Raw genomic sequence first — 19,039 nt, 5'->3', positions numbered from 1 at the left:
CTTAGACCTCCCGTTTAAATTGGCGAATAAAATTAACAAGCAAGGCAAGTGCAATAATGCCCAACGCTGCAAGTAAGGGTAAATAAAACAAGGAGACTTGCGGGCGGAATGTTTGTTCATCACTGCTGATAGGCTCCAGTTTATCGAGCTCTTTATAGATTTGCTGAAGCCCTGCGACATCCTTCGCTCTAAAGTAGAGACCACCGGTTTGTTCTGCAATGCGTTTTAGTAAGCCTTCATCTAGATTACCACCACTCATTCCGCCCATGTTAAATAAGCTAAAACCGCGAGGGTTATCGGAACCTACGCCTATGGTGTACACTTTTATTCCCTCTTCACGGGCAAGTAACAGCGCGTCATCAGGGTCAAGGTTGCCAGCAGTGTTTTGGCCATCTGTTAACAACACCACAATACGGTTACTTTCGTCTTTATTGGCAAACCGTTTTACCGACAGCCCTAAAGCATCACCAATCGCTGTGGCACGGCCAACTAACCCAATTTGGGCTTCGCTGAGCATTTGGCTTACTGTTTTTACATCGCGGGTTAGTGGGGTTTGTAAAAAGGCGGTATCACCAAATAAGATCAGTCCTAAGCGGTCGCCTTGGCGTTGCTCTATAAAGTCACTGAGTACCGCTTTTACCATGGTCAGTCGATCAACATATTGTCCTTGATACGCCATATCTTGCTCTGTCATCGAACCTGATAAATCAACTGCCAGCATGATATCGCGGCCTTCATTTGGTAAGGTAATTGGTTCATCAAGCCATGTTGGATTGGCAATAGCGATAACCAATAGCGCCCAAATTATCCACTCGACTATCGATACCTTGCGGCCGTGGTCTTGTGCGGCTTGATTATTAAGGCCTAACTTAGCAAATCCAGGGATACGCAAACGCAAGTTACCTTGTTGCTTTAGCGGCTTTAAGCGGCTTAATAACCAAGGTAAAGGTAATAAAATAAAGCACCATGGCCAGCTAAACTCAAACATTAATAGACTCCTTGAGTTTAAAATTATTGATGGCATGGCGTAATTTTACACCCAGCTCGGCATGGTTATTGTCTGGTTGATAAAGTTGCATTAATTCATCATAGCTAAAGGTGTCGCCGCTAAGCTGTGACAAACTCTGTGACCATTGTGCCACAGGCTGAGCAGCTAATTGTTCTGTGTAGTAGTGACGTGTTAAGCGTTTTAAAATGATATGCAGCGCCTGCACGTCGTCATCTGCGAGTGTGCGACTTAGTTCAATAGCCTGTTTTTTGGCTTTTTTAAATTGGTTATTTTTATATAACTGCACCAAGCCAATAATCAAAAGCACACAGACTATTGAGATTATTAGCCACCAAATAGGCGCAAGTGGCCACCACGCAACCTCTGCGGGTGCAATGACATCATGTAAGCCATCGAGCGGATTTGTTTGCATTGTTACTTTCTCACTAATTGCAGCTCAAGCGGTGTGGCTGCACTGAATGAAATTAAACTCAGCCCCGATTTCTGTAAGCGTTTTAGTCTTTGAGTAAAAGAGTGCTCGGCTGATTTTGCGAAGCGTTCACGGAATTGTTTGTCCATTAATGGTAGGGCTAAATCTTGGCCATTAGCAGACACAGTGACGGTTTGCTTAAATGCCGGCAGCTGATGCTCAAACGGGTCACTGATATGACAACCAATTAGTTCGCAGTGTCTACTGAGCATTTCAAGCTGTTTAAAGCTTGCTTCATCAAGAGCATTAAAGTCTGAGACAATATACACAAGGCTTCCTGGCTTTGCTAAGTGATTTAATCGTTTGAGATTATCGCTGAATAAGCTGGAAGCTGTTTTGTCGATATTGTTAAGTGCGTTGCTGTGAATATCGCATAAATTATGGCAAAGCTTTAATACTGCTTTTTCACGTGATGTAGGTTTTAGCTCATGATGGCTGTGTTGGTTGAACACCAAACCACCTATGCGGTCACCTCGTTGGCAGGCCGACCATGCTACCAGCGCACTGATATGCGCAGCTTGCACCGACTTTAATAATAACCGAGAGCCAAATAGCATCGAGTTTGAAAAGTCAGTAAAGACAAAAACAGGACGCTCTTTTTCTTCTTGAAACAGCTTTGTGTGGGTTTCGCCAGTACGTGCTGTTACACGCCAGTCGATAGAGCGTATATCATCACCAGCTTGGTAATGGCGCACTTCGGCAAATTCCATCCCACGCCCCTTATGAGGCGCAAGATATTGCCCAGCTAAGCTGTTTTTGATTTTTACTTTGGGCGCAAGTTCAAGCAAGCGAGCCTTAGCTTTGTAATACATCAACTCTTTGAGTGATAAATTAACGCCTTGACTATGACTTGCAGCTAACCACGCCGCTGTATCAAATTGGCTAGACATAGTTTATGGCACTGCAACCAATTCTAGGATGCGACTGATAACGTCATCCTTACTAATACCATCGGCTTGGGCTTCGTAGCTCAAAATGATGCGATGACGTAACACATTGTGAAGAACCGCTTGGATATCATCGGGGGCAACAAAGTCGCGACCTTCAAGCCATGCATGTGCACGGGCACATTTATCAAGCGCGATTGTGGCACGCGGACTGGCACCGTATTCAATCCAGCGGCCAAGTTGTTCATCAAGTTCTGATGCTTCACGGGTTGCAACAATTAATTGCACTAAGTACTTTTCAAGCGGTTCAGCAAGGTATAAGCCTAAAATTGCTTTTCGGGCGGCAAATAATTCGCTTTGGCTAATTTGCTCTGTACTCGCTTGTTTATCAGAAATTGCTTCGCCACGCGTCAGACGCAAAATATCAAGCTCATGCTCAGCGCCCGGGTAATCAATGCTTAAGTGTAATAAAAAGCGGTCTAGTTGTGCTTCTGGCAGAGGGTAAGTCCCTTCTTGCTCTAATGGGTTTTGCGTTGCCATCACCATAAACAAGTCTGACAACGGGTAAGTGTTTTTGCCAACGGTTACTTGGCGTTCTGCCATCGCTTCGAGCAATGCAGACTGCACTTTTGCAGGAGCACGGTTAATTTCATCAGCCAAAATCAGGTTATGGAATAACGGCCCTTTTTCAAAGACGAATTCGCTTGTTTGCTGACGATAGATATCGGTGCCTGTGACATCTGCTGGCAACAAGTCAGGGGTAAATTGAACCCGTTGGAAACTGCCTTCAACGCCTTTAGCTAGCGCGTTAACAGCACGCGTTTTAGCAAGTCCTGGCGGGCCCTCAACCAATAAATGACCATCCGCTAAAATAGCGATTAACAGTGCTTGAGTTAATTGAGGTTGGCCGATAATTTGCGTGTCTAAGTATGATTTTAATTGTGAAAATGCGTTAACTGCCATAATAAAAAGACTGTCCTAAAAGCGTGAGTCAAAGTTCATTTTTGTGAAGCGCCAATAAACACTATTCAGTGCCGATAAATTATCCAAGCGATACTGTGATTGGGGCGCTATCAACAAGTTATAAGGATTCAAAAGTCATAACACAAGTGTTAGACAGAAAATCCTAAAATAGTTCGTTATTTTTTAAGGATTTTTAGCCTAGCATATAAATGGTGCTATTTTTTGTAAATAGGTCGAAAAAAGCCTATGGTTGGTAACTTACTATTGGCATTCATACACGGGTTGTTTTAGAATCAGGAAAAACAAACAGGTCAGACCTGTCAGCGGGAGAGCATAAATGTCTGAGCAAAACATACTTAAAACAGCAAAGGGCGATCGTATCGCTATCGTTAGCGGCTTACGAACGCCATTCGCAAAACAAGCCACAGCATTCCATCATGTACCAGCCCTTGATATGGGCAAGTTAGTTGTCAACGAAATGCTTGAGCGCCTTAACTTCGATAAATCTGAAATTGATCAATTGGTATTTGGGCAAGTAGTGCAAATGCCAGAAGCCCCGAATATTGCCCGCGAAATAGTGCTTGGCACCGGTATGCCTGTCTCTGTTGATGCGTATTCGGTATCACGTGCGTGTGCAACAAGTTTCCAAGCAATTGCCAACGTAGCCGAGTCAATTATGGCGGGGTCTGTGCAGGTTGGTATTGCTGGTGGTGCTGATTCATCGTCTGTATTACCAATCGGTGTGAGCAAAAAATTAGCGGGCAGCTTAGTTGATTTAAACAAGGCGCGTACGTTCGGGCAGCGTTTAAAAATATTCTCTAAATTGCGTTTAAAAGACTTAATGCCGGTACCGCCAGCCGTTGCGGAATACTCTACAGGTTTATCTATGGGTCAAACAGCTGAGCAAATGGCTAAAACGCATAACATTAGCCGTGCTGACCAAGATGCACTTGCGCACCGTTCGCACACGCTTGCGAGCCAAGCATGGGCCGACGGTAAATTAAAAGACGAAGTGATGACGGCACACGTTGCACCGTATAAAAGCTTCATCGAGCAAGATAACAATATTCGTCATAACTCAAGTATTGAAGGTTACGCTAAATTAAAACCAGCCTTCGATCGCCAACACGGTTCAGTGACGGCGGCAAACTCAACGCCATTAACTGATGGGGCCGCTGCGGTGCTTATGATGAGCGAAAGCAAAGCAAAAGCACTGGGTTACAATATTTTAGGCTATGTCCGTAGTTTTGCGTTTTCGGCAATCGGTGTGCACGAAGACATGCTTATGGGCCCAGCCCATTCAACACCCATCGCGCTTGACCGTGCGGGCATCACATTAGCTGATTTAGATTTAATTGAAATGCACGAAGCATTTGCAGCGCAAACACTGGCAAATATGAAAATGTTTGCATCAGATAAGTTTGCCCAAGAAAAGCTGGGTCGCAGCAAAGCGATCGGTGAAATTAACATGGACAAGTTCAATGTGTTAGGTGGCTCGCTTGCTTACGGTCACCCATTTGCGGCAACAGGTGCGCGCCTGATCACGCAAAGCTTACATGAACTTAATCGTCGCGGTGGCGGCCTTGCTTTAACGACTGCCTGTGCAGCGGGTGGCTTAGGTGCAGCCTTTGTATTGGAGAGTGCGTAATGACAGATTCAGTATTTAGTTTATCGGTAGGTGATGACGGTGTTGGCGTTGTGACAATTGATGTGCCGGGTGAAAAAATGAACACCCTGCGCAGTAGTTTCGCAGAAGATTTAAAAACACTATTAAAAGACGCACAACAACAAGCTGTTAAAGGCATGGTATTTATTAGTGGTAAAAGCGATAACTTTATTGCCGGTGCCGACATTAAAATGCTTGATAGTGCAAACAGTCGTGAAGATGCATTAGCGCTGAGCGAGATGTGTCAGCAAGCGTTTTTCGATATGAAAAAACTACCATTCCCAACAGTCAGTGCCATTCATGGTGCGGCGCTTGGTGGGGGATTAGAGTTTGCATTAGCGTGTGATTATCGTGTCTGTTCAGACAGCGACATCACGAAGCTGGGTTTACCCGAAGTACAACTAGGCTTATTACCTGGGGGTGGGGGTACTCAGCGCTTACCTAAATTAGTTGGCCTGCAAAAAGCGCTCGAATGGATGCTAACAGGTAAACAAGTACGTGCAAAACAAGCGAAAAAAACAGGCTTGGTAAATGATTGTGTTCCGCACAGTGTATTACTTGAAGTTGCAAAAGAGTTTGCCCTTAAAGGGAAAGCGAAAGTAAGCAAGCCTAAATTAGACCGTTTGAGCCAATTGTTAGAGTCAAACCCGTTTGGCCGCAATATTATTTTCAAAAAAGCCCAAGAAAATGTGCTTAAGAAAACGGGCGGTCATTACCCTGCGCCTTTAGCAATTATTAAAGCCGTGCGTGCGAGTGTTGAACTTGATCAATTAAAAGCATACAAAACAGAAGCAGAAGGCTTTGCAACGCTTGTTATGAGCGACGAGTCTAAAGCGTTGCGTGGTATTTTCTTTGCAACCACTGAAATGAAAAAAGAGTGGCGTAATGATGACGCACCAGCCATTAGTAAAGCCGCAGTTCTTGGCGGCGGATTGATGGGCGCGGGTATTGCCCACGTAAGTGCTGTTAAAGCGGGTGTGCCTGTGCGTATTAAAGATGTGGCTGAAAAGGGCATTAGTAATGCAATGAACTACAGCTACAAGATTTTAGACAAAAAGCAAAAGCGCCGTATTTTATCAAAAGCCGAGCTGCAACAAACCATGAGCCGTATTACAGGCACGACAGATTACAGCGGCTTTAAACACATTGATATTGTTATTGAAGCTGTGTTTGAAGATTTGGCACTTAAGCAAGGTATGGTGGCCGATGTTGAGCGTGAGTGCCAAGACACCACGATTTTTGCAAGTAATACATCGTCATTACCGATTGCACACATTGCCGCTAATGCTGCACGCCCAGAGAATGTAATTGGATTGCACTACTTCTCACCTGTAGAAAAAATGCCATTGGTTGAAATAATTCCTCACGCTGGCACGTCTGAAGACACCATTGCGCGCGTTGTTAATTTTGCTCGTAAGCAAGGTAAAACGCCGATTGTGGTGAAAGACATGGCGGGTTTTTACGTAAACCGTATTTTAGCGCCGTATGTAAACGAAGCGGCTAATTTACTGCTTGCGGGTGAACCTATTGAGAAGATTGACCAAGCGCTTGTTGAGTTTGGTTTCCCTGTGGGTCCATTAGCTTTACTTGATGAAGTTGGCATTGATATTGGCTCTAAAATTGCGCCAATTTTAGAAAAAGAATTGGGTGAGCGTTTTAAAGCCCCTGATGCCTTTAATCGTTTAATTGATTCTAAACGTTTAGGTCGTAAAACGGGACGTGGTTTTTATCTTTACGACAAAAAAGATAAAAAAGTGGATGAGTCAGTTTACGAGTTATTGGGTGTGACTCCTTCGCCACGTCTAAATAAAAGCGAAATAGCCAAACGCTGTGTGGCACAAATGCTAAATGAAGCGGTACGTTGTTTAGATGATGGCATTATTGCCAGCCCACGTGACGGGGATATTGGGGCTATTTTTGGTATCGGCTTCCCACCGTTCTTAGGCGGCCCATTTAGCTATATGGATAAGCTAGGGGCGGCGCAAGTGAGCTCTGAAATGGCAACATTTGCAAACTATAACCCTATTTTTACGCCATGCGATACATTAAAGGCAATGGCTGAGAATAAGGGGCGTTTTTATCAAAGTGCTGAAGAGTTTGTTGTTGAACAACAGGAATCACACCTAGACCCTGTCGAAGTAACGAAAGAAGTGGTTGAAGATGAGCAAGCCTCAGAAGAGCCAAATGCTGAAACAACTAAAAGTTAAGCTGTGTAGTTAACGAGTGACTTCATACTAAAAGCCCTGTTCCTATTGAACAGGGCTTTTTTGTTGCTGTATTGGCTATAAGTTGTATTTAAAGTAGGGGAGTGATTTGCTATAACAGACTTTATTTAGCAAACGACTAATCACCATGACTCTCACCACTGCGCGATTAACTTTAAGACCTTTAAATGCCGATGACTGGCCATTATTTTATGCATTACACAACGATATTGATGTGATTGAAAAGTGCTTTGATAAACCCTCTGAAGCACACGTACGCGCTAAGTTTAATGAACGCTTAAAGCCTTGGTCACCAGGTGGCAATACGCCGTTGTGTTTGGTGATAGTCGAAACCTGCACGGGCAAAGAAGTCGGGGTGACAGGGTTTACGTCATCCACTGTGCCAAATAGCCAAGAAGTAGGCTATTTGCTACTGCCAAACTTTCATGGCCGTGGTTATGCTACTGAGTCATTAAAAGCGGTGCTTGATTATGCTATTCGCGAACACCGCGTTTGTGAATTTAAAGCCGTGGTCACTGAGGGCAATGTCGGTTCAGAAAAAGTGCTGGAGAAATGTGGTTTTCAGTTAATTGAAAAACAGCCTGATGCTTATATGATAGGGGGTATTTTGTATACCGATCATCATTTTTATTTGAATCGCACTGATCACACCCTGTGATCAGTGCTGATGTAACTAGCGAAGAGGTTAAAGGTGCAACTCAATCGCTTTTCTGTCTTTTTCAGGCATGTTTGCGACCACTAGATTAAACGAATTATCAATCATACGTTCAATCTCCCCTTGTGGTACTGTGCCATCTAAAATAACGGTATTCCATAAACGTTTATTCATGTGATAACCCGGGACCACGGATGGGAAAATATCTCGCAATGCTTGGGCTTCATCAGGATCGCATTTTAAATTTAACCACCAAACAAGGTTACCTTCATCGTCAATTTGGCCTTCTTTTCCCTCTACGAGAGTGGCAAACATTTTATGGTTAACCTTATAAACATCGACATCTTGGCCAAATGGTTGGGTGATCATCACCAATGGCTTTTTCATTAAATATTCGTGTACTGTGTGTTGATTCATGATCCAATCCTTGAAGTCATTTTTCGTAGTTATAAACATAGCAGAATTTTTAAGTTTGGAGATATCTATTTTTATAATTTGCTGAAAACTAGGATAAATAATGCGGGTGATGGAAAACTGCAAATTTTTATTGAACAAAAGCCATTACGTGGTAAATTTCTGTCATCAAAAAACGATAGGAATACACCCATGCCTAAGGCAAGTGAAGTAAAAAAAGGCGCAGCGATTGAATACAATGGCCGTGTTTTAGTAGTAAAAGATATCCAGCGTTCTGTGCCGCAAGGTCGAGCTGGTGGTAGCTTATACCGTATGCGTTTATACGATGTTGTTACTGGCGGTAAAGTCGATGAGACGTTTAAAGACAGTGACATGTTAAAGCTTGCTGATTTGACGCGTCGTGAAGCAATGTTTTCTTATATTGATGGCGAAGAATATGTGTTCATGGACAATGAAGATTACACGCCTTATAACCTTAATAAAGACGCAATTAGCGAAGAAATTTTATTCGTTAACGAAGAAACACAAGGTGTGCATGTCATTGTGATTGATGGCGCGCCTGTTGGTATCGATTTACCTTCAAGTGTAGAACTTGTTGTTGAAGAAACTGACCCTTCGATTAAAGGTGCCTCTGCGAGTGCACGCTCGAAGCCTGCGCGTTTAACTACTGGGTTAACGATTCAAGTACCAGAGCACATTTCAACGGGCGATCGTATTCGTATTAATACTGCTGAACATAAGTTTATGGGTCGAGCAGAAAAATAATTATCAGATCATCTGTAAAAGCCGACATTTATGTCGGCTTTTTTGTTAAGTTAAAATTAGGGCTAAGTTCACTTTAAACATCAGCCTATGTTCCTTTTTTTAGGCTAAAAGGCATTGAAAAAAGACAGGAAAACGCGCATCATGGTTTACTTAACTTATTGCTTTTTAAGGTTCTGCCCTAATAAGCAAAGACGATAATAACGACTAGTAGTAGATTGCATGTTAAACCACGGATTGGAAAACAGAGAGTACGTTAAACTCCCAGAAGGTGTTGATATTGCTATAACACCAGCAGGTGTTGTGGCGCGTAGTTACGCTTATATTATCGATCTTATTATTCGTGGCTTGATCCTGCTTGCCATAGCAACGCTCTTTTCTTTTTTTGGAGACGCAGGCGAAGGCCTTGTTCTTATTGCCTACTTTCTTATATCTTGGGGATACAACATCCTTTTTGAAATGGAAAATGGTCAGACCCCCGGTAAAAAACGCCTCAAAATACGTGTAGTACAAGACAACGGTTTGCCAGCGAGCTTTTCGCAAATAGTGGTACGCAACTTATTACGTCCTGCTGATATGCTGCCTATTGGTTATTTTTTAGGACTCATCGTGATGATGTTTAATACGCGATTCAAACGGATCGGCGATTGGGCAGCAGGCACCTTAGTTATTTATGATGATGAGCTGCAAGAGCGCCCATTACTGCCCAAAGGTGATGTGAGCATTCCTGCTGTCAGCTTGACGACCGAAGAGCAATTAGCGGTGCTTGCTTTTGCTGAACGACACAATGAGTTATCCGCTGCCAGACACCTGGAGATTGCCACTATACTTGCTGAGCCTTTAGCCAGTAATGAAACCGATATTGAGGAGCAATTAGCCAGTTATGCCCGTTATTTTGCTGGGCAACTACACGATAATCATGACCACTCACACGTGGAGAGTCAGCAATGAAACAAACCCAATTTGTAAAATCGAACACACAAAGCTGGGATGAATTCAAAGCGTTATGTGAAATGGAACGTTCAGAGTCGTTGCCCATTCATTTTCCAAATCTGTATCGCAAGATCTGTAATGATTTAGCCATCGCTCAAAGCCGTCAATACAGCCCCATACTCGTTGAACAAATAAATCGTTTAGTGCAGTTAGGCCAAAAACGTTTGTATTTGTCTCGTAGCAATCAGTTTTCTGAGCTATGGCATGTCGCACGAACAGCGTTTCCTCGGGCTCTGTATGAAAACCGTGTGATGTTAGCTGTTAATTTGCTGGCTTTTTGGGGCTTAGCTTTAATTGCCTTTATTTGGGTAAGACTGGACCCAGATGCAGCGTATACTTTTCTAGGGCAAGGTACGTTGCTAAACATAGAAAAAATGTATGACCCAAGTGGAAGTGTGCAATCTGCTGAGCGGGGGGCATCACAAGATTTATTAATGTTTGGGGTGTATATCTACAACAATATAGGGATCGCATTTCAAATGTTTGCAGGGGGAGTGTTGTTTTGTGTAGGAGCTGCATTTTTCTTGTTATTCAACAGTTTTTATTTCGGTGCCATTGCCGCACATATTGTAAATGTTGGGTTTGAAGGACCGTTTTTCTCGTTTGTTATCACCCATGGCTCTTTTGAACTGACAGCGATTATCATTGCCTCTGCAGCAGGGTGCCGAATTGGCTACGCACTCCTTAACCCTGGTCAATTCACGCGTGCTTATGCCATAAAACAAGCCGCACAAAAAGCCTTGCCCTTAATTGTAGGAGCCTTTTTAATGCTGGTGATAGCTGCTTTCATAGAAGCGTTTTGGTCCCCGCGCGATATTGCGAATGAAATAAAATATACAGTGGGCAGTGGGTGTTGGGCGTATGTGCTGTATCGTCTCTATAAGGGAATGCGTTATGGAGCTTAATCGCCTGATTTTTAACCCTCGTAAACGTGATGCTTACGAAACCTTTGATTTAACAGTGTTATTAGTTAAATCGCACTTTTTTTCTTTGTTTTTTATGTATTTATGCATGGCCTTACCACTATTTATAATTGTGGGCGTGTTACTTAATTGGAGCTGGAGTGCCTTTTTAATATGGTGGCTTAAACCTTTATTCGAGCGCCCGATACTCGATTACATGTCAAAGGCGGTTTTTAATCAACCGGTCTCGATTAGCCACAGTTTAAAGTCGTTAAAGCAATTAAAGTTGGCAGAGATGCTAGTGCATTTAAGTGTCTTAAGGTTCAGTCCTAATCGTGCTTTCTTGGCGCCAGTTGAACAACTAGAGCAACTGTCTAAAGAACGAAAAGCGAAGCGCAAACAGCTGTTGTTCGCTTCAACAAAACCCAAACAAACACTTTGGATGCTATTTTGTGTCCACTTTGAATTTATTTTGTTGATGGGGTTTTCTGCATTAACGATTGCATTAGTGCCGTATTCATTTACTGCTGAAGAAGCGATGTATCAGATTTTTGAGGCCCCTGAATGGTTAGAAATTGCCTTTAATGCTTTATATATAGTAAGTATTGCACTCGTTGCGCCTTTATTTGTCACGGGGGGCTTTTTAGCTTATTTACATCGTCGAGTTGAGCTTGAAGGGTGGGATATTGAGCTCGCTTTTAAAAATATTCGCGCACGTCTAGGTGGTGTATTGTGTTCACTGGCACTGCTTTTCTTATCCAGTGTTACTATTGCACCGTCCGCCAGTTACGCCGATGAAATTGATAAACAACAGGTAAAAGAGCAAGTCACAGCGCTTTATAATGAACCTAATGTGATAGAGACAGAAACAACGTGGACGCCTATTTTTGAACCCAAAAAAGCCTCATCGAGTGACTTATCATGGTTATTTAATATTTTTGAAGCCATAGGGCAGGTTTTTGGTGTATTGGGATGGGTGTTAGTGGCGTTATTAGTCATTTGGTTAGTCTATTACTTAATGAAAAAACGCGGTTTTTTTGCCAATTTAAGCCTGCCTGAACGTGCCAGACATAAAGAAGAGCCCGTGATCCCCAGTTTGTTTGCTGAAATTAAAGCACAGGATTTACCTACAGATTTAATTGCCTCGGCATTGCGTTGTTTTAATGCAGGGCAACACCGTTTAGCGCTGGCTTATTTGTTACATTACTCGCTTAGTTGGGCGCAGCAGCAACATCAAGTGAGATTACATCGCTCAATGACTGAGCGTGAATGTAAGCGTGCGATAGATGCCAAAGTACCGACGCATATACACGATATTTTTACGCGCTTGTTTACAGCGTGGGTGAGTGTTGCTTGGGGGCACCAAACACCCGATCTTGATTTTATTGCTCTTACAGAGGAAATAAAAGCAATGACAGCCAGCAAGGAGGAAAGTACTCATGAAGCTTAAATATGTACTGATTGCTGCTTTGGTATTGCTTGGTTTTATTATTGTTGCGGGGGTTGCGTCGCTGGAGTGGGAGAAAAAAGAATTCGAAATAGGTTTTCACTCTGATGTGGCTAAAGATAATTTCACCATGGCGCAGCGATTGTTAAACGCAAATGGCATTAAATGGCTTAAAGATAAACACCTTGCTGCACATGCCGATAGCGAACAAATACGCATTGACCCACACACTATTTTAATTGTCGATGAAGCGGTGCTTGCCGATTCGTATCAATTAGATCAGCAGCTCGCTGAATGGGTGGCTGAAGGTGGGCGATTGGTGTATGTATTGAATCGACAGCGCGATGAGTTGGCACTTGATAATACATTGTTTTTTAATCAACTAGGGATCACCGTTTCAGCGAAAGACAGTGCCTTTGACTATGACTTTGCAATGCTTAAAGAAGGGTCTAAAAACAGCACCTTGGCTATTAATGAAGACACCGTGTTAGCGCTTGAACTAAGCCGTGCATTTACGATTGAACATTGCCCAGGTGTCAGCACAAACACAGAACAGGGCGATACTGTTATGTGTGACCTCGCTTTTGGGCAAGGCCGCGTTATTGTAATGCCGTCATTGGCACCATTTACAAACTATCGATTACGCCACCTTGACCATGGCAGCCTCCTACTTTGGCTTAGCAAAGGGGCTGATAAAGTGACATATGTTCCTTATTTAACATACCCTAATTGGCTGGCAAAAATATGGCACTGGAGCTGGCAGTTTGTTGTGAGCCTTTTATTATTGGTTGTGTTTACAGTGTGGCATATCAGTAGTCGAATTGGTCGAGCCTATGCCCCTGACTTCGATATTAAAACCAGTTTTAATGCGCATATTCGTGCAGTGGCTAATTTCTACATGCAACACGGACACGAAGCGTATTTATGGACAGCGCTTCGTAAAGACTTTAATGCCAAAGTAGAGATGCGAGTCCCTAATTTTAAAATGTTAAGTGATGATAAACAGGCACAAATTATTGCTAATTTAACGCACTTCGACAAACAACAAGTGACTCAGCTGCTTGTAAGTGAATTACCCACGTCACGCGAGCAACGATTAGAATATATCAAACGATTTAAACAATTAAGGAATGCATTATGAGCACGGAACTGGAAAATAAACGCATGAGCTTGATAGATGCCGCGGAGGCTGTAAAACAAGTAAAGCAAAACATTTCACGTGTCCTCGTTGGTCAAGATGCCATTGTTGAAGATGTGCTAACCGTTTTATTTGCAGGTGGTCACGTACTGCTTGAAGGTGTGCCAGGGCTTGGCAAAACTTTACTGGTTAGGGCATTGGCAAAAAGCTTAAACGTGGATTTTTCGCGCGTACAGTTTACGCCTGATTTAATGCCATCAGATGTTGTTGGTCATAGCTTATATGATATGAAGTCGGGTGAATTCAATATTAAAAAAGGACCCGCCTTTACCAATATTTTATTGGCAGACGAAATTAACCGTGCACCCGCAAAAACCCAGTCTTCATTACTTGAAGTGATGCAGGAGCAACAAATAACGATTGATGGTGAATCGCTTTCTATCGATTCTCCTTTTATGGTTTTAGCAACACAAAACCCGCTCGATCAAGAAGGGACTTACCCGTTGCCTGAAGCGGAATTAGACCGATTTATGATGAAAGTTGAATTGGGTTTTCCTTCGCATGAAGCGGAAGTGGAGTTGTTAAAACTTAACACCAAAGTGGTGTCGAATGAATCAACGGTTGAGCAACTGCCAGCAGTACTTGATGCCGCGCGTATTAGTGAAATTAAGCAGCTATGTGCAGATAGGCTAGTTGACGAAAAAATTCTTAATTATGCTGTCGATATTGTTCGTAATTCACGAACTTGGCAAGGTGTATTGCACGGCGCAGGTTTACGAGCATCAATAAACCTGATTAAGGCTGCAAAAGTAATCGCATTGATGAATGGGCGCGATTTTGTGATCCCAGATGATGTAAAATCAGTCGCCCCTAATATTTTAAGACACCGTTTGATCTTATCGGCTGATTTAGAGTTAGAAGGGGTGTCGTACGACGAAGTTATCAATGCCATATTAGCCAGTGTTGAAGCACCTCGCTCATGATTCGAATTAAGCTTAGACCTGCCAAACGCCTTGTTTTACTGCTATGTGCAGTTGTGCTGATGGTGCTTGTCTGTGCTATAGCTGAGCTTGGAAGCGTAATAATGACGGCGTTATTATTGGTGCCTGTCGTGATTACATGGATTGACTTAATGGCGTCAAAGTCGCAGCCGCTGTTATCAACAGAATTGTCGACGAGCCAAAATATGGCATTGTATCGTTGGCAGCCAGTTCAGCTTACTATCAATAACACCGCTAAGCAGCCCCTGCTTCTCGATGCCAGTCTGCATTTAAGTCAGGCCATAGAGCTTGCTGAGCCGCAACAGACGGTATTTTTAACAGCGATGCAGCAAGCACAGCTGAGCTTTAATATTCGTGCTCATAAACGCGGTGATGCTGACATAACCGCTATTGAGCTCAGAGTTGGCTCGTCTTTTGGGCTGTGGCAATCTAGCTGGTTAGTCAAGCAAGAGACTCGGTTAAAAGTGTACCCTGATTTTAGTCGTGTAACCTCAAAGCAACACCTTAATGGCGTAACCAATAAGCCAATTAATGGCTTAAAGTTAACCAAAAAGCGGGGTGAAGGTATTGAGTTTCATCAATTAAGGGAATACCGGCAAGGTGATAGTGTTAGGCAAATTGACTGGCAAGCGACCAGTAAACGTCGTAAATTAATTTCTCGTGAATACCAAGAAGAGCAGAATCAGCATGTGATTGTGATGCTTGATGCATCTAAAAAAATGGCGATTGAAGCAAACGAAGGCACTCACTTTGATCATGCATTAAATGCACTTTTATTGCTCGCTCACACCGTTTTAAAACAAGGTGACTGGTTCAGTATGCAAAGTTTCAATCAAGCCTTGCGTTGGTTACCAGATGTTAAAGGGGCGCAGAATGTCTCGCGGGTGATGAATCATTTTTATGATTTATACCCCGATAATAGCAGCAGTGACTATTTAGTCGCGGTTAATCAACTTATTGCTAAGCGAACTAAACGCTCTTTAGTGCTCTTGGTGACAACGTTAGATGAGCAGAGTATTGATGAATTGCTCCCAGCCATAAAAATGCTGCAAAAGCACCACCTTGTAGCGCTTATCAATATAAATAACCGTGCAGTGGCTGAGGTACTCGATGAGCCAATCGAGAAGTATGAAGATGCAACTAGTTATTGTGCGGCACTTGCTTTACTTAATGCACACAAAGCCAATATGGCAAAGCTTAAAAAGCAAGGTGTCATCGCTATTGATTGTAAGCCTACGCAACTACTGCCACATGTGTTGAATACGTATTTAAATGTGAAGCACTCAGGTGCTCTCTAGCAGGTAATAAAAAAGGCATTGAATTCAATGCCTTTTTTACGTTTGTAACGATTATTTTTGCTTGTCTATTGCTTCGTTGATTTTATATTGAAAGTAAATCACGTTGAAGAAAAAGGTTAAAATACCATTTAGTTTGACAGGCTCATCACTGCTTTCGTTAATTAACTCAGTTAAAGAAGTACGCAGTGAAAAGATAAGAATGATCGCGACAACAAAAGAAATAAGCGACACAACCCCCCCAAGTTCGGGGCTAACTCCCGCAATCGATAAAATAATATTCACCGCGTATAAACCAACATAGCCGTAAATTAAACCTTGGCTAACTTGATGTTTAGCGAGTGAATTTGCAAGATTTGTGCGATTTACTAGCCAATAAACACTGTAAATGCCCAGTGTAAAAACACTTAAAAAGAACACGCCCCACGCAGAGAAACGGTCAAAGTTTAAGATTGGTTTATTACCACTGCTGTTTGCATCTGTTAGGGTAGCTTCGGGCGCTTGGTATAGATTGCTGGTTTCATTAGACATAATATATCCTCATATTTTATTGTTTTTTCCTTAGGTGCCACAGGCACGTTCCTATATTATATCCTCGACTTTATTCTGTATATCATTTCACGCATTTTTTAACGCTTTGCAATTGATAGTAATAGAATATAACCCGTCTTTATAGTGGCTATTACAGCTTCATGGTTTAAACCTGTGCTTAAATTATATACACTGCGCGCTGTTTTTAATGAGGTGCTGTGTGCTGCTAATTCTACTGAGTTGTTTATTTGTATTGGTGATGTATTTAGAGTCGCTTTCGAAGGGAATGCCTGTAAAACGTTGGATGTTTTTAGGGGGCGTGCTTGGGCCCATTGCTTGGTGTTTGTTTAATGTGCACTACCGCCGTGCTTTTGTTCGCCATGTTGGCCGTCAGGCATGTGGTTGGCGCCCTTAATTAACGTTTACACTCCTGATTAAACTTGGAGCTGACTTAGTGAGTTGGCTTTTCAAAAATGCGGTAAATTCAGGGTGTGACAATGGTTTTGAGTAATAATAACCTTGCACCGTTTGACACTTTAATTCTTTTAACATCTCTACTTGTTTAGCTTGTTCAACCCCTTCGGCAACAACATGTAACTCTAGGTTGTGTGCGATGGTAACGATTGAGTCAACCATGTTCCGGCCCCGCTCAGTTTGCATATCATCAATAAATGCTTTATCAACTTTAAGCGTGTTTAGTGGAAACTGTTTTAGATAGGCGAGGGATGAATAACCGGTGCCAAAGTCATCCATCGCTAAGTGAATACCTCTAGCGCTTAACGAGCGCATGACTGCAATGGCTTCTTGCGGGTCATCCATTACGGTGCCTTCGGTAATTTCGAGTTCGAGAAAATAAGAGGGCAACTCGTTCTTTTGTAATATTAAATCAATGCGAGTGGTTAAGTCGGGTAAACTAAATTGCTTAGCGGATAAGTTCACCGCAACACGGCCATTAAAGAGGCCTTGATCTATCCAGTTTTTCACATCGCGACAGGCTTTATTTAAGACCACTTCACCAATTTCAATAATTTGCCCTGTTTCTTCGGCAATCGGAATAAAGACGCCCGGGCTTATAATCCCCTTTTTAGGAGTGATAAAGCGGACGAGTGCTTCCATGCCATCGAGTTTACCGGTGTGAATATTCATTTTCGGTTGGTAATAGACTTCGAAATGATCCTCTTTTAATCCGTAGCGCATTAAGTTTTCAATTTGTAAGCGCTTTACCGCCTCACGGTTCATTGTGTCATTAAAGAATAAGTAGCTGTTGCCTTTTTTCTTTGCGTGATACATCGCAGTATCGGCATTTTTTAGCAATAGCTCGGGGGTATTACCGTCTTCTGGAAACAGCACGATTCCGACACTTGAGGTAATTACCAGCTCATGGCCTGCCATATTAAAAGGGGTGGCTATTGCGGCTAAAAATAGTTTAGCCATCCGTGTGATGGTATGAATGTCGTTAGTGCCCGACATAACCAGTGCAAATTCATCACCACCCAAACGATAAAACACATCTTTCTCGCGAGTGAGTTTATTTAAACGCATTGCCAGTTTAGCTAGGAGACTGTCACCTAGTTGATGACCTAATGAGTCATTAATTTTTTTAAAGTTGTCTAGGTCAAACACTAAAAGAGCATGGTGATTGTCTTGCTTTGCGAGTTTTTTTAAATTGGTGAAAAATAAGTTTCGGTTAGGCAAGCCGGTCGTCCGGTCTCTGTTTGATAGGTTATGTAATTGAGACTCCGCTTTTTTACGCTCGGTTTGATCAGAATAAACAACCACGTAATTACAAATTTGATTATGCTCATTTTTAATTTCATCAATTGAAATTTCAATGGGTAATAATTGACGTTGAGCATTTTTAAGTTTGACTTCTTGTTGCCAATGTTCGGTGGCTTTTACGGTGGCTTTAATTTCGTCGACATAACTTTGGTCGTAGCCAAGCAGTGCAAAATCTTTCTTTAAATACTGTTCACGGCTGCCGCCAAACAGAGTTAAAAAGCTCGGGTTTAAATCAACAAGCTTAAAGTTTTTGTCGTAGATAGCAATTGCATCAGTCAGCGATTCAACACATTTAGCAAATAGGTTTAAACGGGCTTCTGTTGATTTTAGCTGTGAAATATCTCTGACAGTGCCTGTCATTCGTAAGGGGTTTAGGTTGGTATCTTTTTCGATAATTTTTCCACGGTCTAATACCCAGTGCCAGCGATCAAAACTATCTTTAATTCGGTAACTTGCTTCGAAAAATGCAGTGTGTTCTGCAAAATGTCTTTTGAGTGCATTTTCAACGTGTGGTAAATCATGTGGGTGAATAAGGTCTCGATTAGGAGGGAAGCCGTTGGCGTTATTCGTATCTGTGGTGTATTTATCGTTGATACGTATTACTTCGCCCGTTTTTATGTTCCAGTCCCATAGGGTATCACCACTGCCTTCTACGGTACTTTTTAGTCGATGTTCAGAGATTCGCAGCTGATGTCGAGAACGCTTTAGTTTGTAAATGACAAATAGCAAATATGGCAGCAAGAGCATCATAATTGTGCTTGGGATCAGCAACAGTGTACTTTGCTCAAGCTCTATCGGGCTTGCAGAAGCAGAAAAAACATCCGCCATACTCATTATTAAAAAAGTAGAAATCATTTTTATTATTTTTATCATTAATGAAATACCTTAATTCGCACCAGATAA

The 19,039-nt window shown here is 42.4% G+C and carries 18 protein-coding genes; 11 read left to right on the top strand and 7 right to left on the bottom strand.

Annotation, left to right across the window (positions count from 1 at the left end; translation table 11 throughout):
- Window position 1 precedes the first annotated feature (1 nt).
- Genes BM378_RS04000 through BM378_RS03985 form a run of 4 tightly spaced genes read right to left on the bottom strand, consistent with a single transcriptional unit; the run spans window position 2 to window position 3,328 of the window.
- Window positions 2-988, bottom strand: coding sequence for a vWA domain-containing protein (locus tag BM378_RS04000; RefSeq protein WP_074988661.1), 987 nt, complete (start codon window positions 986-988; stop codon window positions 2-4).
- On the bottom strand, window positions 981-1,421 hold the full coding sequence (locus BM378_RS03995) for a DUF4381 domain-containing protein (RefSeq protein ID WP_074988660.1): 441 nt from the start codon (window positions 1,419-1,421) through the stop codon (window positions 981-983). Before BM378_RS03995 ends, BM378_RS04000 begins: the two co-directional genes overlap by 8 nt.
- Before the next feature lie 2 nt (window positions 1,422-1,423).
- Entirely contained in the window at window positions 1,424-2,368 is a 945-nt protein-coding gene (locus BM378_RS03990) for a DUF58 domain-containing protein (protein WP_036969983.1), read from the bottom strand.
- 3 nt (window positions 2,369-2,371) lie between these two features.
- Window positions 2,372-3,328 carry an AAA family ATPase gene (locus tag BM378_RS03985; RefSeq protein ID WP_036969980.1) on the bottom strand — a complete coding sequence of 319 codons (957 nt, stop codon included), beginning with the start codon at window positions 3,326-3,328 and terminating at the stop codon, window positions 2,372-2,374.
- A 337-nt stretch (window positions 3,329-3,665) separates the two neighbouring features.
- On the opposite strand from BM378_RS03985, the gene fadI reads away from it, so the two are divergent.
- The 3 genes from fadI to BM378_RS03970 all read left to right on the top strand — a co-directional run bounded on the left by fadI (window position 3,666) and on the right by BM378_RS03970 (window position 7,877).
- Window positions 3,666-4,976 (top strand): acetyl-CoA C-acyltransferase FadI, encoded by a 1,311-nt coding sequence (fadI, locus tag BM378_RS03980; protein WP_036969977.1) that lies wholly within the window; start codon window positions 3,666-3,668, stop codon window positions 4,974-4,976.
- On the top strand, window positions 4,976-7,201 hold the full coding sequence (fadJ, locus tag BM378_RS03975; RefSeq protein WP_074988659.1) for a fatty acid oxidation complex subunit alpha FadJ: 2,226 nt from the start codon (window positions 4,976-4,978) through the stop codon (window positions 7,199-7,201). Before fadI ends, fadJ begins: the two co-directional genes overlap by 1 nt.
- 145 nt (window positions 7,202-7,346) lie before the next feature.
- Complete coding sequence (locus tag BM378_RS03970; protein ID WP_036969973.1) at window positions 7,347-7,877, top strand: GNAT family N-acetyltransferase; 531 nt, start codon at window positions 7,347-7,349, stop codon at window positions 7,875-7,877.
- A 27-nt stretch (window positions 7,878-7,904) separates the two neighbouring features.
- Here BM378_RS03970 and BM378_RS03965 read toward each other — a convergent pair whose 3' ends face one another.
- Window positions 7,905-8,291, bottom strand: a complete 387-nt coding sequence (locus BM378_RS03965; RefSeq protein ID WP_036969971.1) for an MmcQ/YjbR family DNA-binding protein — start codon at window positions 8,289-8,291, stop codon at window positions 7,905-7,907.
- Between the two features lie 189 nt (window positions 8,292-8,480).
- Between BM378_RS03965 and efpL the strand changes: the two genes are divergently transcribed.
- From efpL to BM378_RS03930, 7 genes are all read left to right on the top strand, one after another.
- Window positions 8,481-9,053: an elongation factor P-like protein EfpL gene (gene efpL / locus BM378_RS03960; RefSeq protein ID WP_036969970.1), complete on the top strand. Its 573-nt coding sequence runs from the start codon at window positions 8,481-8,483 to the stop codon at window positions 9,051-9,053.
- 219 nt (window positions 9,054-9,272) lie between these two features.
- Window positions 9,273-10,001, top strand: coding sequence for an RDD family protein (locus BM378_RS03955; RefSeq protein ID WP_074988658.1), 729 nt, complete (start codon window positions 9,273-9,275; stop codon window positions 9,999-10,001).
- Window positions 9,998-10,948 carry a stage II sporulation protein M gene (locus BM378_RS03950; RefSeq protein ID WP_074988657.1) on the top strand — a complete coding sequence of 317 codons (951 nt, stop codon included), beginning with the start codon at window positions 9,998-10,000 and terminating at the stop codon, window positions 10,946-10,948. The genes BM378_RS03955 and BM378_RS03950 overlap by 4 nt, the downstream gene beginning before the upstream one ends.
- On the top strand, window positions 10,938-12,395 hold the full coding sequence (locus tag BM378_RS03945) for a hypothetical protein (RefSeq protein ID WP_074988656.1): 1,458 nt from the start codon (window positions 10,938-10,940) through the stop codon (window positions 12,393-12,395). The genes BM378_RS03950 and BM378_RS03945 overlap by 11 nt, the downstream gene beginning before the upstream one ends.
- Window positions 12,385-13,533, top strand: coding sequence for a DUF4350 domain-containing protein (locus BM378_RS03940; protein ID WP_074988655.1), 1,149 nt, complete (start codon window positions 12,385-12,387; stop codon window positions 13,531-13,533). The genes BM378_RS03945 and BM378_RS03940 overlap by 11 nt, the downstream gene beginning before the upstream one ends.
- Complete coding sequence (locus BM378_RS03935) at window positions 13,530-14,513, top strand: AAA family ATPase (protein WP_036969962.1); 984 nt, start codon at window positions 13,530-13,532, stop codon at window positions 14,511-14,513. Before BM378_RS03940 ends, BM378_RS03935 begins: the two co-directional genes overlap by 4 nt.
- Window positions 14,510-15,829, top strand: coding sequence for a DUF58 domain-containing protein (locus tag BM378_RS03930; protein WP_074988654.1), 1,320 nt, complete (start codon window positions 14,510-14,512; stop codon window positions 15,827-15,829). Before BM378_RS03935 ends, BM378_RS03930 begins: the two co-directional genes overlap by 4 nt.
- 51 nt (window positions 15,830-15,880) lie before the next feature.
- Here the strand turns inward: BM378_RS03930 and BM378_RS03925 are convergent, their stop codons facing one another.
- Window positions 15,881-16,357 (bottom strand): DUF4234 domain-containing protein, encoded by a 477-nt coding sequence (locus BM378_RS03925; RefSeq protein ID WP_074988653.1) that lies wholly within the window; start codon window positions 16,355-16,357, stop codon window positions 15,881-15,883.
- Window positions 16,358-16,577: 220 nt separating this feature from the next.
- Here BM378_RS03925 and BM378_RS03920 point away from each other — a divergent pair, with 220 nt between their 5' ends.
- On the top strand, window positions 16,578-16,772 hold the full coding sequence (locus BM378_RS03920) for a hypothetical protein (RefSeq protein WP_036969956.1): 195 nt from the start codon (window positions 16,578-16,580) through the stop codon (window positions 16,770-16,772).
- Here the strand turns inward: BM378_RS03920 and BM378_RS03915 are convergent.
- Window positions 16,769-18,886: a putative bifunctional diguanylate cyclase/phosphodiesterase gene (locus BM378_RS03915; protein ID WP_371915642.1), complete on the bottom strand. Its 2,118-nt coding sequence runs from the start codon at window positions 18,884-18,886 to the stop codon at window positions 16,769-16,771. The two genes, BM378_RS03920 and BM378_RS03915, sit on opposite strands and share 4 nt — an antisense overlap.
- Between the last annotated feature and the right edge of the window lie 153 nt (window positions 18,887-19,039).

This window comes from Pseudoalteromonas lipolytica, from assembly GCF_900116435.1.
GTDB classification, from domain to species: Bacteria; Pseudomonadota; Gammaproteobacteria; order Enterobacterales; family Alteromonadaceae; genus Pseudoalteromonas; species Pseudoalteromonas lipolytica.
This window is presented reverse-complemented; position numbering and strand designations above follow the sequence as displayed.

Coding starts and splice junctions, on each gene's coding strand:
- fadI (WP_036969977.1), top strand. CDS start 3,666: ATGTCTGAGCAAAACATACTTAAAACAGCAAAGGGCGATCGTATCGCT.
- BM378_RS03985 (WP_036969980.1), bottom strand. CDS start 3,328: ATGGCAGTTAACGCATTTTCACAATTAAAATCATACTTAGACACGCAA.
- BM378_RS03970 (WP_036969973.1), top strand. CDS start 7,347: ATGACTCTCACCACTGCGCGATTAACTTTAAGACCTTTAAATGCCGAT.
- BM378_RS03990 (WP_036969983.1), bottom strand. CDS start 2,368: ATGTCTAGCCAATTTGATACAGCGGCGTGGTTAGCTGCAAGTCATAGT.
- BM378_RS03925 (WP_074988653.1), bottom strand. CDS start 16,357: ATGTCTAATGAAACCAGCAATCTATACCAAGCGCCCGAAGCTACCCTA.
- BM378_RS03930 (WP_074988654.1), top strand. CDS start 14,510: ATGATTCGAATTAAGCTTAGACCTGCCAAACGCCTTGTTTTACTGCTA.
- BM378_RS03945 (WP_074988656.1), top strand. CDS start 10,938: ATGGAGCTTAATCGCCTGATTTTTAACCCTCGTAAACGTGATGCTTAC.
- BM378_RS04000 (WP_074988661.1), bottom strand. CDS start 988: ATGTTTGAGTTTAGCTGGCCATGGTGCTTTATTTTATTACCTTTACCT.
- BM378_RS03955 (WP_074988658.1), top strand. CDS start 9,273: ATGTTAAACCACGGATTGGAAAACAGAGAGTACGTTAAACTCCCAGAA.
- BM378_RS03915 (WP_371915642.1), bottom strand. CDS start 18,886: ATGATGCTCTTGCTGCCATATTTGCTATTTGTCATTTACAAACTAAAG.
- BM378_RS03950 (WP_074988657.1), top strand. CDS start 9,998: ATGAAACAAACCCAATTTGTAAAATCGAACACACAAAGCTGGGATGAA.
- BM378_RS03940 (WP_074988655.1), top strand. CDS start 12,385: ATGAAGCTTAAATATGTACTGATTGCTGCTTTGGTATTGCTTGGTTTT.
- efpL (WP_036969970.1), top strand. CDS start 8,481: ATGCCTAAGGCAAGTGAAGTAAAAAAAGGCGCAGCGATTGAATACAAT.
- fadJ (WP_074988659.1), top strand. CDS start 4,976: ATGACAGATTCAGTATTTAGTTTATCGGTAGGTGATGACGGTGTTGGC.
- BM378_RS03935 (WP_036969962.1), top strand. CDS start 13,530: ATGAGCACGGAACTGGAAAATAAACGCATGAGCTTGATAGATGCCGCG.
- BM378_RS03965 (WP_036969971.1), bottom strand. CDS start 8,291: ATGAATCAACACACAGTACACGAATATTTAATGAAAAAGCCATTGGTG.
- BM378_RS03995 (WP_074988660.1), bottom strand. CDS start 1,421: ATGCAAACAAATCCGCTCGATGGCTTACATGATGTCATTGCACCCGCA.